This window comes from Pseudomonas sp. S30, from assembly GCF_016518545.1.
Taxonomy (GTDB): Bacteria; Pseudomonadota; Gammaproteobacteria; order Pseudomonadales; family Pseudomonadaceae; genus Aquipseudomonas.
Genome location: NZ_JACVTO010000007.1, coordinates 123,869 through 139,669, shown reverse-complemented (window position 1 = coordinate 139,669; position 15,801 = coordinate 123,869). Strand labels below are relative to the sequence as shown.

At 64.3% G+C, this 15,801-nt stretch carries 11 protein-coding genes and 1 pseudogene; 2 read left to right on the top strand and 10 right to left on the bottom strand.

Annotated elements, in window-relative coordinates:
* Positions 1 to 10: 10 nt before the first annotated feature.
* From IAE34_RS10375 to mqo, 9 genes and pseudogenes are all read right to left on the bottom strand, one after another.
* The gene (locus tag IAE34_RS10375; RefSeq protein ID WP_200138852.1) at positions 11 to 475 is read right to left on the bottom strand and encodes a nuclear transport factor 2 family protein; all 465 of its coding nucleotides are present in this window, start codon (positions 473 to 475) and stop codon (positions 11 to 13) included.
* A gap of 166 nt (positions 476 to 641) precedes the next feature.
* Positions 642 to 1,823: pseudogene (locus IAE34_RS10370) on the bottom strand (MFS transporter).
* Between the two features lie 72 nt (positions 1,824 to 1,895).
* A complete protein-coding gene (dkgB, locus tag IAE34_RS10365) occupies positions 1,896 to 2,699 on the bottom strand; it encodes a 2,5-didehydrogluconate reductase DkgB (protein WP_200138851.1) in 804 nt (267 codons plus the stop codon).
* Between the two features lie 175 nt (positions 2,700 to 2,874).
* Positions 2,875 to 4,224 (bottom strand): pyoverdine-tailoring dipeptidase-like protein PvdM, encoded by a 1,350-nt coding sequence (gene pvdM, locus IAE34_RS10360; protein WP_200138850.1) that lies wholly within the window; start codon positions 4,222 to 4,224, stop codon positions 2,875 to 2,877.
* A gap of 140 nt (positions 4,225 to 4,364) precedes the next feature.
* Positions 4,365 to 6,260: a penicillin-binding protein 2 gene (mrdA, locus tag IAE34_RS10355; protein ID WP_200138849.1), complete on the bottom strand. Its 1,896-nt coding sequence runs from the start codon at positions 6,258 to 6,260 to the stop codon at positions 4,365 to 4,367.
* A gap of 237 nt (positions 6,261 to 6,497) precedes the next feature.
* Positions 6,498 to 8,699: a xanthine dehydrogenase family protein molybdopterin-binding subunit gene (locus IAE34_RS10350; protein ID WP_200138848.1), complete on the bottom strand. Its 2,202-nt coding sequence runs from the start codon at positions 8,697 to 8,699 to the stop codon at positions 6,498 to 6,500.
* A complete protein-coding gene (locus IAE34_RS10345; protein ID WP_200138847.1) occupies positions 8,696 to 9,697 on the bottom strand; it encodes an FAD binding domain-containing protein in 1,002 nt (333 codons plus the stop codon). Before IAE34_RS10345 ends, IAE34_RS10350 begins: the two co-directional genes overlap by 4 nt.
* Positions 9,694 to 10,200 carry a (2Fe-2S)-binding protein gene (locus IAE34_RS10340; protein ID WP_200138846.1) on the bottom strand — a complete coding sequence of 169 codons (507 nt, stop codon included), beginning with the start codon at positions 10,198 to 10,200 and terminating at the stop codon, positions 9,694 to 9,696. Before IAE34_RS10340 ends, IAE34_RS10345 begins: the two co-directional genes overlap by 4 nt.
* A gap of 359 nt (positions 10,201 to 10,559) precedes the next feature.
* Positions 10,560 to 12,212, bottom strand: coding sequence for a malate dehydrogenase (quinone) (gene mqo, locus IAE34_RS10335; RefSeq protein WP_200138845.1), 1,653 nt, complete (start codon positions 12,210 to 12,212; stop codon positions 10,560 to 10,562).
* A 232-nt stretch (positions 12,213 to 12,444) separates the two neighbouring features.
* On the opposite strand from mqo, the gene IAE34_RS10330 reads away from it, so the two are divergent.
* Together IAE34_RS10330 and IAE34_RS10325 are read left to right on the top strand one after the other, a co-directional pair.
* Positions 12,445 to 12,741, top strand: coding sequence for a hypothetical protein (locus IAE34_RS10330; RefSeq protein WP_200138844.1), 297 nt, complete (start codon positions 12,445 to 12,447; stop codon positions 12,739 to 12,741).
* Between the two features lie 95 nt (positions 12,742 to 12,836).
* Complete coding sequence (locus IAE34_RS10325) at positions 12,837 to 13,946, top strand: Gfo/Idh/MocA family protein (RefSeq protein WP_200138843.1); 1,110 nt, start codon at positions 12,837 to 12,839, stop codon at positions 13,944 to 13,946.
* Between the two features lie 45 nt (positions 13,947 to 13,991).
* On the opposite strand, the gene IAE34_RS10320 is transcribed toward IAE34_RS10325, so the two are convergent.
* On the bottom strand, positions 13,992 to 15,740 hold the full coding sequence (locus IAE34_RS10320; RefSeq protein WP_233631084.1) for a glycoside hydrolase family 15 protein: 1,749 nt from the start codon (positions 15,738 to 15,740) through the stop codon (positions 13,992 to 13,994).
* Between the last annotated feature and the right edge of the window lie 61 nt (positions 15,741 to 15,801).

The window sequence follows — 15,801 nt, the reverse complement described above, 5'->3', positions numbered from 1 at the left end:
AAGTGGAGGATCAGAAGCCCAAGGCGCTCAGGCCGGGGTGGTCATCCGGCCGCCTGCCCAGGGGCCAGTGGAACTGACGCTGCGATTCGCTGATCGGCATCTCGTTGATACTGGCGTGCCGATTCTGCATCAGCCCATCCGGGGTGAACTCCCAGTTTTCGTTGCCGAAGGCGCGGTACCACTGACCGCTGTCATCACGGTACTCATAGGCGTAGCGAACCGCGATGCGGTTGCCGGTGAATGCCCAGAGTTCCTTGATCAGGCGGTACTCGTGCTCGCGGTTCCACTTGCGCGTGAGGAATGCTTCGGCCTCTTCACGGTTGTGGACGAAATCGACTCGGTTACGCCAGCGTGTGTCCGGTGTGTAAGCCAGTGCCACTTTGCCGGGATCGCGGCTGTTCCAGCCGTCCTCGGCGAGGCGAACCTTCTCGATGGCGGTTTCCTGAGTGAAGGGTGGCAGCGGCGGGCGGGACATGATGTGGTTCCTCTTGGTGGGGCCGCAGCAGACGGCCTTGCGGGATCAAGACTAGGCGTTCGGCGCGCGCAGGAGAATCTGCAGGTGGCGCACTTCATCATTGCGAGGGGCGAAACGCTGGTGCACAGGCCATCCTTGGCTTGGCGGCCTTGCGCGCACACCAGGCTTAGAGCGCTTCGCCGATCTGCGCATCTGGTACGCTGCGCCGCCCACCCAGCCACACCAGCAGCAGCGCCATGCCCGCCAGCAGACCTCCAGCCATGGGTACGGCGGCATAGCCCAGGTCCAGGCTGATCACCGCACCGCCCAGTGCCGCGCCCAACGCGTTGCCCAGGTTGAACGCGCCGACGTTGATCGACGACGCCAGCCCAGGCGCCTCGGCGGCGGCGGTCATCACGCGCATCTGCAGCGGCGGTACGACGGCGAAGGTGAACATGCCCCACACCAGCAGTGCCAGCGCCGCGCCGACATGGCTGCCGAGCGCGAGCGGCATCAGCAGCATGATCACGGCCAACGCCGCCAGGACAATGCGTGCAGCGCCATCCAGAGACCAGTCGGCCAGTCGCCCGCCCAGGCTGTTGCCCAGGGTGAAACCGACACCTATCAGCACCAGTCCCAGGGTGACGAACGCTCCAGAGGCCCCGGTCAGGTCGGTGAGGACCGGCGCGACATAGGTATACAGGGTGAACATCGCCCCGGCACCGAGCACCGTGGTGGCCATGGCCAGAAGAACGTGGGGCCGGGCGATCACGGCCAGCTCCTTGCGCACCTCGGGCACCGTACCGCGCTCACCCTTGGGCAGGGCGTAGAACAGCGCTGCGATCGCCAGCAGCCCAAGCACGGCCGTGCCGGCGAAGGCCATGCGCCACCCGATCTGTTGGCCGATCTAGGTGGCCGCGGGGACACCGCCGATATTGGCGATGGTCAAGCCCATGAACATGGCGGCGATGGCGCTGGCCTGCCGCTCCCTGGGTACCACACTGGCCGCGACCACGGCGCCCAGGCCGAAGAATGCACCATGGTTGAGGCTGGTGATCAGGCGGGAAATCAGCAGCGTGTAGTAGTCCGGCGACAAGGCTGACAACAGGTTGCCGACGGTGAAGATGCTCATCAGCAGGGTGAGTGCCGCGCGCTTGCCGAAGCGGCTGAACAGCAGGGTCATGATCGGTGCACCGACCATGACGCCGATCGCGTAGGCGGTTACTAGCATGCCGGCGCTCGGGATACTGGCGCCAACGCCTTCGGCGATCACCGGCAGCAGGCCCATGGGGGTGAACTCTGTGGTGCCGATGCCGAAGGCGCCGATGGCCAGGGCGAACAGGACACGTTTGGGATGCAGCACGCTCATCGACTACTCCAAATGATGGCGGTGGGTACAGGAAGACGGGTGTCGACCAGATCGACACCCGGTGCAGCGGGATCAATCCCAGTCCGGGGCCAGGCCGGCAGGGCTGACTTCGCGGCCGTTGCGCTCCAGGCTGGCGATACGCGTCATGTCCTGGTCGTCCAGGCGCAGATCGCGAGCGAGCAGGTTGCTGGCCAGGTTTTCGCGTTTGGTGGAGGAGGGAATCACCGCATAGCCTAGCTGCAAGGCCCAGGCCAGAGCAATCTGGGCGACGCTGGCCTGATGCTTGCTCGCGATTTCAGCGAGCACGGGATCCTTGAGGACCTTGCCATAGGCCAGGGTCATGTAGGACGTGACGGTGATGCCTTGCTCGATCAGGAATGCGGCCAGGCGGCGGTTCTGCAGGTAAGGGCTGAGCTCGACCTGATTGGTGGCGATCTCGCCCTTGCCGACCACTTCGATGGCCTGGCGCGTCAGTTCGATGTTGAAGTTGGAAACGCCGATCTGCCGGGTCAGCCCCAACTGCTTGGCTTCGGCCAGGGCCCCCATGAACTCGCGCAGTTCGACGCCGTTCCCGGGGGCTGGCCAGTGGATCAGGGTCAGGTCGACATGGTCGGTGCGCAACTTGCTCAGGCTCTGACGCAGGCTGGGGATCAGCCTGTCAGCGGCGTAGCTGTCTTTCCAGATCTTGGTGGTGAGGAACAGCTGATCGCGCGCGACACCGCTTTCGGTGATGGCCTGGCCGACATCGGCCTCGTTCTGGTAGATCTGTGCGGTGTCCACGGCGCGATAACCCAGTTCCAGGGCCATTTTCACCGAGTCGATGACGGTCTGGCCGGTGAGTCGATATGTACCGAGGCCGAAGGCGGGAAGGTTCATGGCAGATGCTCCTGGGGCGGTTGAGGGGATCACTCATTCGAGCCAGGAACAGTGTGAAGGTTGCAGCTAAATGGATTAAGCCTGCCTGCAAGCAAAGACTTTTGCCCTGGGTTCATCAATCGCCATGACGCTGCGCGCCGACCAGTGGCCGGGGCGCAGCGCGGGGAGGCGCAGGTCAGGGCTCAGTGGTGGCCACGGGGCGCGCATCGGCCTGCACCTGCTGCCAGACCCGGAGGAAATTACCAGCCCAGAGCTTGGCGATATCGGTTTCGCTGTAGCCGCGGGTCAGCAGCTCGGCGGTGACGTTGCGGATCTCGCTGACATCCTTCCAGCCGTCCAGCCCGCCGCCATCGTTGAAGTCCGAACTCAGGCCCACGTGATCGATGCCGACCTTCTTCACGGTGTAGTCGATGGCGTCGGCATATTGCTGGAGCGTGGCCTTGGGTTCCTCTTCGAGAATCGCGTAGAGGCTGCTGGCGTACTCGGCGAAGCGTGACTCCGGCCAGATGGCGATCACCGCGTCGCCTGGCATCAGCGCATTGGCCAGCCCGTTCAAGGGTTGCAGGTCGAAACGCGCGCGCAGGGCCTCCAACTTTTCCAGCACCGGCTTGCTCAGCGGCTTGATGTACTGGCCGAAGCCCACCACCTGGATCACGCCACCGCTGTCCTTGATCAGTTTCATTTCCTTGTCGGACAGGTTGCGCGGGATGTCCACCAGGGCCCGCGGCGCCGAATGCGAGGCGACGATGGGCGCGCGGCTCAGGCGCGCCACCTGCTCCAGGGCCAGGGTCGACATCTGTGAGACGTCGATGATCACGCCCAGGTCGTTGAGGCGCTCGACGGCCTGCTCGCCCAGCGGCGAGAGTCCGCCGAGGGCATCGGCGGTGTCATTGAGAAACGGCAGCGGGCGTGAGGAATCGGACCAGTCGTTGTTGCCGGTGTAGTTGAAACCGAACATGCGCATGCCGCGCGCGGCCCACAGGTCCAGTTGCGACAGGTCGTGGCCCAGCGGATAGGCGTTGAGCATGCTGATGAAGATGGCGAACTTGCCTTCGCCGTTCAAGCGGCGGAAGTCGTCGGGCGTGTAGGCGATGCCGACCTGGTTGGGGAAGTCCCGGACCATGCCGCTGATGATCTTCCAGCGCACTTCCTGTTGCTTCCTGGCCTCGTCGACGAAGCCTGGGGTCGGGCGATGGGGCGCGTTGGGACCGTTCCAGATCTCCGGCCAGCCGAAAATGGTCAGCGCCGCGCCAGACAGCCTGCCTCGGTTGGCCTTGACCAGGTCGAACTGCCCGGGACCGTCCTTGTCCAGCTCTTCGTCGGCACCGCCCAGGCTCAGCGGCACGGTGATGTGGCTGTCGAAGGAGAGCATGTGCTCGTGCAGCGCCTTGGCCTGCTCGACGATCTTGAGCGGGTAGCCGGCATTGCGCTGCTGCCAGTAGTAATAGCCACCGGCGGCGCCGGCCAGCACGACCACCAGGGCCAGGCCGATGTACAGGGCTTTGCGGGAACGGGTCTTGGTCATTGCCATCTCGTTGCAGGGCTGATCGCAACCGTCCGGCGTGTGCGCGACGCGCCGGGACAGGGTTCGGGTATCAGGTGGACGAATGGCGTCGATGCAGATTTACGTGGCAGCGGCCCGGCCGATAGCGGCCGAAGCCCGACTCAGCCGTGAGGGGCAGGGGGCTTGGCAGCGCTGCCAGCGTACTGTTCCTTCAGGTGACCTTGGTCATCCAGCAGCCACGCGTCCATGATCTCGCGCACCACGGGCCCGGCCACTCGGCCGCCGGCCTCGCCGTTCTCGATCATCACGGCGACCACGATCGAGGGATGGTCGGCCGGGGCGAAGCCGACGAACAAGGCGTTGTCGCGGTGGCGTTCAAGGGTCTTGTCTCGATTGTAGCGCTCGCCTTGGCGGATCGCGACGACCTGCGCCGTGCCGCTCTTGCCCGCGATGCGGTACTGCGCGCCGGCTGCCGCTGCCCGGGCGATGCCGCGCGGGTCGTGCATGACCATCTGCATGCCTTGGCTGACCTGGTCCCAGGCTCGTTTGTCATGCAGCACGATGTCCGGCATGGGATTGGGATCCACCGGCTTCTCGCCGCCCACGGTCATGGCCAGGTGCGGCCGGTGCCATGCCCCCTTGCTGGCCAGCAGGCTGGTGGCCTGGGCCAGTTGCAAGGGCGTGACCTGCATGTAGCCCTGGCCGATGCCCAGGATCAGCGTCTCGCCCGGGAACCAGGCCTGGCGGCGCGTGGCACGCTTCCACTGGGCCGACGGCATCAGGCCAGGCGCCTCCTCGAACATGTCCAGGGAGACTTTCTGCCCCAGGCCGAATTCGGCCATGTAGTCGTGCAGGCGATCGATGCCCAGCTTGTGGGCCAGGTCGTAGAAATAGGTGTCGTTGGAGCGCATGATCGCCGCGTACAGGTCCACCCAGCCGTCACCGCTGCGGTTCCAGTTACGGTACTTGTGGTCGTAATTGGGCAACTCGTAGTAACCCGGATCGAAGACGCGACTGCCGGGCGTGATCACGCCGCTGTCCAGGCCGGCGATGGCCACCTCCGGCTTGACCGTCGAACCCGGGGCATAAAGGCCGCGCAATACACGGTTGAACAGGGGCCGGTCGATCGAGTCGCGCAGAGCGGCATACTGCTTGAAGCTGATGCCCTTGACGAACAGGTTGGGGTCGAAGCTGGGGTTGCTGACCATCGCCAGGACGTCGCCGGTCGCAGGATCCAGTGCCACCACCGCGCCACGACGCTCGCCCAGGGCTTTTTCGGCGGCCTGTTGCAGATGGGCGTCCAGGCTCAGCACGATGTCTTTGCCGGGGATCGGGTCGTGGTGGCGTAGCACGCGCATGACCCGGCCTTGGGCGTTGGTCTCGACTTCTTCGTAGCCCACATGGCCGTGCAGCTCATCTTCATAGAAGCGTTCGACACCGGTCTTGCCGATCGACTGGGTGCCGCGGTACTCGGTGCTGTCGAGCGTCTTGGCCTCTTTTTCGTTGATCCGCCCGACATAGCCCACCGAATGGGCGAAATGCTCGGCCAGCGGATATTCCCGGATGAATTGCGGCTCGACATCCAGCCCCGGCAGACGGAACTGGTTCACCGCGATCAGGGCGATCTGCTCTTCGGTCAGGCCGACCATCAGGGTGACCGGCTCGAACGGCTTGCGTCCACGGCGCAGGTCCTTGTCGAATTGGGCGCGGTCATCGTCGGGCAGGGCGAGTATCTTGGCCAGCGCATCGAGGACGGCAGGTGTCTGGCCATTGGTGCGCTCGCGCGTCATGGTCAGGTTGAAGCTGGGCTTGTTGTCGGCCAGGACCACACCGTTACGGTCGTAGATCAGGCCGCGCTCAGGGGCGATCGGCAGGACGTGCACACGGTTGTTCTCCGAGACCGCCGACTGCTGGTCGTGCTGCATGACCTGAAGCACATAGAGCCGCCCCACCAGCACAGCCACCAGGCTCAAGGTGAGCAGGGCGCATACCAGCAGGCGACGGTTGACCAGGAGTTTTTCCTTTTCGTGGTCCTTGAGGGGAATCGGCTGTGGCATGGGGGCTCGGAAAGCGTATCGGTGACGGCAATGGCGCGGGGCTCGCGATGCTACGCAAGGCCAGGGCCCGGCTCAAGGCACTCAGGCCTGAAAGCCTGCTGCTGATAGGCCGCGAGGGCCTGTTTCAAGGGGGATCACTGGCAATGTGAAGATTTGTTCATTCGGCCGGGCGGAGGACTGCGCCAAGCCATCTCCCTGGCCTGTGGGGGGCCGGGGAGGTGGCGACAGCCGCTGGGATCACAACACCTTGTCGAGGGTGATCGGGAAGGTTCTGACGCGCTTGCCGGTGGCGTGGTAGATAGCATTGGCAATGGCCGAGGCCACCCCGACCACACCGATCTCACCGACGCCCTTGGAGCCGAGATCATTGACGATCTCGTCTTCTTCTTCCACGAAGATCACCTCGATTTCGCCTATGTCGGCGTGTACCGGGATGTGGTACTCGGCCAGATTATGATTGAGGATGCGACCCAGGTTGTGGTCGGTCTGGCCCTCTTCGTGCAGGGCCATGCCCAGTCCCCACACCACGCCGCCAAGAATCTGGCTGCGCGCCGTCTTGGGATTGACCACGCGCCCGGCTGCCACGGCGCTGACGACTCGGGTCACCTTGATCGAGCCCAAGGACTCGTCGACCTGGACCTCGACGAACACTGCCGAGTGGGTCGCCGTGGAAAAACCTTCGCGGCGACTGCCGGGCTCGGCGTCGATCTGCACCTGTAGGGCACCCTCAGGCGCTTGCGCGACGATATCGGCCAACGGGATCCGCTCTCCGGCAGCGAGCAGGTGACCGTCGACCAGGCGCATGTCCGCTGCGGCGACCGTGGCCAGTGCGGGATAGAGTGCGCGGGCGCTTTCCAGCACTCGGGTGCGCAGCACCTGGCACGCCTGGCGCACCGCCGAGCCGACCGAGGATACGGTGAACGAGCCGCCCTGGAGAGGCGCGGTGGGCAACGAGGAATCGCCGAGCAGGAACGTCACGTCGGCCACGTCCATTCCGATCGCATCAGCGGCAATTTGCGTCATGACGGTATACGTACCCGTGCCGATATCCGTGGTCGCGCTGCTGACCGTCAGATGGCCATCTGCACCTAGGCAGGCCTTGGCGCTGGCTTTCATCTGCATGGACTCCCACACGCCCCCCGCCATGCCCCAACCGACCAGCTGATTGCCGTTACGCATGCTACGCGGCGAGGATGAGCGCGCGGCCCAGCCGAAACGCTCGGCACCTTGGTCGTAACACGCCAGCAATTCCTTGCTGGAGTAGGGCTTGCCCTCGTTGCCGTTGTTCGAGGCGAAATTGCGCCGGCGCAGCTCGACGGGGTCCAGGCCAGCCGCGCAAGCCAACTCGTCCAGGGCGCATTCGAGCGCGATCATGCCTGAACCGGCGCCAGGCGCGCGCATGTCCAGCGGGGTGTAGACGTCCAGCTCAGCCAGTCGATAGCTCAGCGCGACGTTATCGCACCGATACAGCATGCCGCTCCACTCAACAAGGTGCTCGGTGAAGTCTTCGAAACGCGAGGTCTGGCCGATGGCGTCGTGGCCAATGGCTTGCAACTGACCTTTGGCGTCCAAGCCCAGCCTGACGCGCTGCTGAGTACGGGGACGGTAACCGAAGGTGAACATCTGCTGGCGGGTGAGGGTCAGGCGTACCGAACGCTTGAGGTGCAGCGCGGCCATCACTGCCAGCGGCAGTTGGTACTGTGGGCGCAGGCCCGAACCGAAGGCTCCACCGACGAAAGCGGCCAGTACCCGGATCTGCTCCTTGGGCACGCCGAATACCTTGTGCAGGTAGTCTTGGCAATTTTGCGTGCCCTGGGTCTTGTCGTGGATCTCCAGTGCGCCGCCCGGCTTGTAGAAGACCGTCGAGGCGTGAGGCTCCATGGGGTTGTGGTGTTCGTTGGCGGTGACGTAGGTGGCGTCCAGCTGAGTCGTGGCGGCAGCATAGGCCTGGGCGAAGTCGCCGCGTGCCTCGGGTGTTTCAGCTGGCGCGTCGTAGGCGCTGGACAACTCGCTCAGCAGGTCCGTGCGGTGCTCGTCCTGCTCGTAGTCGAAAGTGACCAGCGAGCCCGCATAGCGAGCGATCTCCAGATTCTCGGCCACCACCAGGGCAATGGGCTGACCGCTGTAGAGTATCCGATCATTGTACAAGGGCCGGAATGGCGAGCCCTCGGCCGAGTCTGCGTCGCTGTAATCATCGTCATAGCTGGAAATGCGCGGGCGATCCAGATGGTGCAGCACCGCGACCACGCCGGGCACCTGCAAGGCGGCGGTCGTGTGGATCGCGCGAATGCGGCCGCGGGCGATCGTGCTGGACACCACGCTGGCGTGCAGCAGGCCCGCCTCTGGGTACTCGCCGGCATATCGCGCCCGACCGGTGACCTTGGCCACGCCATCGACACGGTCCATGGGCTGACCCAGGCTAGAGGTGAAACTGTTCATGGGGTATCCCCTGTGTCCTGGGTACGGTGAGCCGCTTCCATCAGGGCGCGGACGATGGCACGCTCGGCGAGCTCCACCTTGAAGGCGTTATGGGCCAAGGGTTCTGCGTGTTGGAGGATCGATCTTGCCACTTGCGTGAAAAGCGCTTCGCACACCAACTGACCTCGCAGCGCTTCTTCCGCCGCGGCGTCGCGCCAGGGCTTGTGTGCTACTCCACCGAGGGCCAGGCGTGCCTCCTGGATGCGCCCCCCGTCCAGGCGCAGGGCCGCCGCGACCGAGACCAGGGCGAATGCATAGGACGCCCGATCGCGGATCTTGAGGTAGCGGTAATGGCTGGCGAAGTGGGCACGCGGCAGTTCGATGGCCGTGATCAGTTCACCCTCTGCCAGTTGATTGTCACGCTGCGGCGCGTCGCCCGGCAGTCGGTGAAAATCCTTGAAAGCGATGCTCCGCGTGCCATCGAGGCCCTGGACGTGCACCACCGCCTCCAACGCGGCCAGGGCGACGCACATGTCCGACGGATGAGTGGCGACACACGCGTCGCTGGCGCCGAGTATCGCGTGGATACGGTTCAAGCCGGCGCGTGCTGGGCAGCCGGTGCCAGGCTCACGCTTGTTGCAGGGCGTACCCGTATCGTAGAAGTAATAGCAGCGGGTGCGCTGAAGCAAGTTGCCACCGGTACTGGCCATGTTGCGCAGCTGCGGCGAGGCTCCGGCGAGGATCGCTTCGCTGAGCAGTGGGTAGTGCTGTTCGATGAGCGGGTGCCAGGCCAGGTCGGCGTTGCTTACCAGCGCGCCAATCAGCAAGCCGCCCTCAGGAGTGGACTGCACCTGATCCATGCCGAGCAGCGACAGGTCGATCAAGCGCTCGGGCCGCTCGATGTTTTCCTTCATCAGGTCGACCAGGTTGGTGCCCCCGGCGATGAACCGCGAACCCGCACCGGCACAGTTCAGCGCCTCGTCGATGGTGGTCGGTCGGTGATAGCTGAAAGGTGTCATTCGCGCACCTCGCGCATCTGCGGCAGCGCTTCTTCCACCGCCGCGATGATATTGCTATAGGCCCCGCACCGGCACAGGTTGCCGCTCATGTGCTCGCGGATGGCCTCGCGGGAATGGGCGCGTCCTTCCTTGGCCAGCCCGATGGCCGAACAGATCTGTCCAGGCGTGCAATAGCCGCACTGGAACGCATCCTGTTTGATGAAGGCGCGCTGCATAGGATGCAAAGTGTCGCCCTCGGCCACACCTTCGATGGTGACCAGATCGGCACCCTCGCAACGGATTGCCAGCGTCAGACAGGCATTGACGCGCTTGCCATCGCGCAGGACGGTGCATGCGCCACATTGGCCATGGTCACAGCCCTTCTTCGAACCGGTCAGGTCCAACTGGTCGCGCAACAGGTCCAGCAGGGTTGTCCAGGGATGCGCCTGGACGGTACGGGCCTGGCCATTGAGGGTCAGGGACACAGGGTGCGCGTTGGCACCCTCTAAAGCGGTGGCACTCATGGCGATTCCTCACGGTTACACTAGCGCACAGTGGGCTGTGTCTATGTGAAGCGACGGGTCGCGCACGATGAAGGTTCAATTCATCTGCCTGGACGCTTACTGTTTTTCCTGCCCGAAAGGCCTGTGCTGAGTAATTGGGTGGCGGCCCGGATAGTGATGCGGGCTTGGTCAGGGTCGCCTTCCAGCGCGGTGGGGATGCACGTTTGAACTATGAGCGCGCCGGACTACTGATGATGAGCCGATGACACGATACGCGCGCCCATGCCATGCCGCTGAAGCGGGTCGCATGGGCAGGGCAGGGAACGAACCGCAGGCGCTGGTTGACCGCCCCCACGCCTGCCAGCCAGCGCCTCATGAGGTCAGGGCTTGACCAGGTCGGGGTTGGTGTCCTTGCTGTGCTTCTGACCGATCGGATCGATGTCGTCTGGATTGCGTGGATCCTCGCGCTTGTCGATCGACGGCGCCGGCGTGAGTTGCAACACTTCGTTGGTGTAGGCCCACGCTCGCTCGACCTGGTCCGGGTGATCGTTCAGATGCGTCCCGTAGGACGGAATGATCTGCTTTATCTTCTGCTGCCACTCAGGCGTCGCGACCTTGTCCTTGAATACACGACCCAGCAGGTCGAGCATGATCGGCGGCGCCGTCGAGGCCCCTGGGGAGGCGCCCAGCAGGCCGGCGATGCTGCCGTCCCTGGCGGCCACCACTTCGGTGCCGAGCTTGAGCACGCCGCCGAGTTCCGGGTCCTTCTTGATGATCTGCACGCGCTGGCCAGCTTGCCACAACCGCCAGTCCTGCTTGTTGGCGTGGGGGAAATAAGTCTGCAGGGCCGCGAAGCGGTCGTCATCGGATTGCATCACCTGGCCTACCAGATACCTGACCAGATCGAACTCACGCACCCCGACCCGCACCATCGGCCAGGTATTGTGCAGGCTCATGCTGGCGAACAGGTCGAGCAGCGAGCCTTCCTTGAGGAACTTGGTGGAGAAGGTGGCGAAAGGTCCGAACAGGACCATGCGCTTGCCATCCAGCACCCGGGTGTCCAGGTGCGGCACGGACATGGGCGGGGCGCCGCTGGCGGCGATACCGTAGGCCTTGGCCATGTGGCGTTGAGCGATGGCCGGGTTGTCGGTCACCAGGAACGAGCCGCCGACCGGGAAGCCTGCGTAGTCCTTGGCTTCGTCGATACCCGACTTCTGCAACAGCGGCAGTGCTGCGCCGCCGGCACCGATGAACAGGAACTTGGCGTCGGTGGCGTGCTTGCTGCCATCCTTAAGGCTGGTATATTTCACGTGCCAGGAGCCGTCGTCATTGCGGCTGATATCCTGCACCTCACTGGACAGCTTGAGGTCGAAGTTCGGGCGGCTTTGCAGGTAGGCCACGTACTGGCGGGTGATTTCGCCGAAGTTCACGTCGGTGCCTATCGGTGTCCAGGTCACCGCCAGCTTCTGGTTCGGGTCGCGCCCCTCCATCATCAGCGGGACCCATTTACGGATCTGCTCGGGATCTTCCGAATACTGCATGGGGCGGAACAGCGGGCTGGCCTGCAGGGCCTCGTAGCGCTTGCGCAGGAAGCGGATGTTGTCGTCACCCCAGACGAAGCTCATGTGCGGGGTGGTGTTGATGAACGAGCGCGGGTTCTTCAGCACGCCCTGCCTGACCTGCCAGGCGAGGAACTGTCGAGTGATCTGGAACGACTCGTTGATCTCGACCGCTTTGGTGATGTCGATCTTGCCGTTCTTTTCGGGGGTGTAGTTCAGTTCGGCGAGGGCCGAGTGGCCGGTGCCGGCGTTGTTCCAGCCGTTCGAGCTCTCCTCGGCCACCTTGTCCAGGCGCTCGATCATCTGCATGGACCAGCTCGGCTCGAGTTCGTTGAGCCAGACGGCGAGCGTGGAGCTCATGATGCCGCCACCGACCACCAGCACGTCGACCCTGGGCGGGTCCGCCGCATGGGCGGTGGACAATGCGCAGCCCATGCCGAGCAGCGCGCAGTTGAAGCGGGAGGTGATCTTCATGTGGGCTCCAGGGAGGCATCCAGGCCTCAGGTTGCAGTGAGGTGCTTTGCAAAGCGATGACCAGGTACAGGTTCAAACGTTCAGGCGCCCGTCACTGCCGCCCGTCCCGGCCATGCGATGGAATGTTCGGTCAGTATGGCTCGTAACGCCTATGCTTGAAGCAACGGATCGGCGGCATGGTCGCTCATTGCCTGGACGATGCCTCACTTATCTTACCCACGGAGTACTCGACATGCTCAAACGAGGGCACGCTCACAGCCAGTGGCTGGATCCGAGCCTGCTGCACCAGACCCACAGCGAATCCCTGGAAGATGGCACGGTGCTGGAGGTTCAGGCACGCCTGTCCCGCACCGGCGCTACCCAGCTGTTTCTCGGCATCTACAGCGCGGACGGTGCCTGCATTCACGAGCGTTTCTACGACCAGCGACCAGGAGAAACCACCACGCGCGCGCTGCTGTGGGGGCTCGGTCGTGCGCGGCGGCTGGCTGCCGAGGCGCGCCAGCACGGCGACTGGATCATCAACCAGTAGGTGGCCGACCGTACAGGCATCCAGATTTATGGAACCGAGTCATGGCATCCATTGCCCACTCCCTCACTGAGCGACTGAACCTGAGGAGAGGCATGATGCAGAAGGTAACAGGCAAAGTCCGTTATGGCGTGGTAGGCGGCGGTTCGATTTCCCAAGGTGCGTTCATGCCGGGCGTTGGCCAGACCGACAACTCGCAGATCACCGCCCTGGTGACCGGCGACCCGGAAAAAGCCAGCGAGTTGGCCGAGCTGTACCAGATCAAGGCCTATGCCTACGAGGACTTCGGTACCTTGCTGAGCAGTGGCGAAGTGGATGCGGTGTACATCGCCACTCCCAACTTCCGGCACCGCGAGTTCGTGGTGCCTGCGCTGGAGGCAGGCATTCACGTGCTGCTGGAAAAGCCCATGGCCACCAACGAAGCGGATTGCAAGGCCATGATCGAGGCTGCGCAGCGCTCCGGGGCGAAGTTGATGATCGCCTATCGGCTGCACTGCGAGCCCGGCACCCTCGACATGGTCGAGCGGGTGCACGCCGGTAATTTCGGTGACCCGCGGCTGTTCACCTCGACCTTCACCCAGCGTGTCAAACCCAGCAATCATCGGGCTCAGAGCGGTTTCGATGCGGGACCTGTACCCGACATGGGGCCTTATCCACTGAACATGGTACGCCAGCTGTTCAATGCCGAGCCTGTGGAAGTGAGCGCGATCGGCGTGCATACGCCCGGTTCGGCCATCAATACCTGGGACACGGTGACGGTCAGCCTGCGTTTCCCCGACGAGCGACTGGCCCAGTTCACCGTCAGCTATACCTTGCCCGACAGCGAGCGGTTCCAACTGCTGGGCACCGAGGGTGAGATCGAGGCGTCGCCATGCTTTGGCTATGGCGAGGGTGTGGCGATCAGTTACCGGGCGATCGTCGAAGGCGAAACCCGTGTTCACGTCAACCCAGTGGTCGATCAGTTCGCGGGAGAAACCGCCTACTTTTCCGACTGCATTCTCAATGACGAGGCTCCGGAGCCCGACGGCGAGGAGGGCTGGCGTGACGTCAGGGTAGTCGCTGCGATTGAGCGGGCGTTGGAAACCGGGCAGCCACAAAAGCTAGAGCCGTTGCCGGCACGCCCCGCCGCAAGGCGTGCTGCGCAACGCCGTGCATTTGCACTGGCCGAGGTGCCACCGATGATCGGCACCGAGTCGCCAACTCAGTGACGAGCAGCCGGGCGCATCGATCGATGCGTCCGGCTTGGTGATCGACTAGCGCTCGGGTCCCTGTCCGTCGATGGCCAGCGCCGCGCGCAACGCGGCCAGATGGGTGAGCCCCTGGGGCAGGTTGCCGAGGAACTCGCCACTATCGGGGTCGACCATTTCCGAATAGATACCCACGCCGTGCGAAAGGCCCGCCAGTGCCTGTTCGAACACCGACTGCGCACGTTCGCGCTGGCCTAGCAGCGCCCAGGCCTCGACCAGCCAGAAGGTACACGCCAGGAAGCAGCCTTCTTCCTCCACTGCGCCACTGTAGCGGTAATGAAAGGCACCACGCCCCAGGTGCTGGTGCACGTCTTCGAGCGTGCTCTGCAAACGCGCCTTGGATGGGTAACCGAAGCGTACCGCCAGTGCGATCGATGCATCGAGCCGATCGCTGCCAGGGTAGAACAGGTAGGCCTGGCGTTTCTCGCTCCAGGCGTGGGTTTCGATCCAGGCATGGATGCGTTCACGCTCGCGCACCCACCGTTCGCGGCAGGTGGTCGGGAGATGGCCGCCGTCTGCCAGCTCGATGGCGCGGCTGAGGGCCTGCCAACTGCTGATCTTGGAAGTCGTGTAGTGTTGCTGCTCGGGCAGCTCCCAGATGCCCGAGTCGGGCAAACGCCAGCAATCGGCGCACTCATCCGCGAGGTGGGCCAAGGTAGCGGCACTGATATTGTCGAGGATGTTGCCGCTGTCGATGAAGCAACGTGCGGTTTCGAAGATGTCGCCGAACACGCCGTGTTGCAGCTGGTCACGGGCGTCGTTGCCTACCACTGGCGCAGAGTGCTTGTAACCCGGCAATGCCAGCGGACGGGTCACGGTGCCCAGGTCACCCTGCAGGGTGTAGAACACTTGTGCACCATGCTCGCCCAGGCGGCGCAGCAGCCAGGTGAACGCTGCCTTGGCTTCGGGCTGGGCGCCAATGCCCAGGAAAGCTTCGATGGTGTAGCCGGCGTCGCGCACCCAGGCGAAGCGATAGTCGTAGTTCTTCGCGCCACCGATGCGCTCGGGCAGGGAGGTGGTGGCCGCTGCCATGATCGAGCCGCTGGGTGACGACAACAGCAGTTTCAGAGCTAGGGCATTGCGCACCACCAACGCCTTGAAGGGGCCGTCGTAGGTCAGGCCTTGCGACCACTGCCGCCATTCGCGGTCCGAGCCATCGATGCGCTCGTCCACCAGCCCCAGGGGAGGTACCACCAGCGGCTCGTCATGGCCGGCGATCAGCGCGACGACGCTGCGCTGCCCAGGTTTGGCCAGCACACGGGCTCGCACGCCCATGTCGTCCTTGCGCTCGACCTGCACGTGCGCATCGTGCAGGAACATGCCGAGAATGTGGCCGGCGTGGAACACGCAGCCATTGTCGTTGGGCGTCAGGTAAGGGCTGACGGTGTCGGCCTGAGTGCCGAAGTCGATGGCGATGTCCAGTTCCACCTCGCCTTCGACGCCTTCGATCCGGCGCGCCAGCTCGGCCCACGGCAAGCGCCCGGCCGGACCGCTGTTGAGCGACTCGGTCAGGCGCACACGGCCGCTGGCCGTGATGTACAGCGTTTCCAGCACGTTGCTGTCCGGCCGATAGCGGCGCTCGACCTGAAACGGCTCGCGCGGCGTCACGGCGAAGAATCCACCACTGGCGGGGTCCAGCAGACGATCGAACAGGGGAGGGGAATCCATATGGGGCACGCACCACCAGTCGATGGAGCCATCCAGGCCGATCAGGGCGACCGAACGGCCATCGCCCAAGGCGGCATAATGCTCCAACGGGAGCCAGCCACCGCTGTCGCGTTGAGGTTCGCCGCTCTGGCAGTTGGGTACGGGAGTG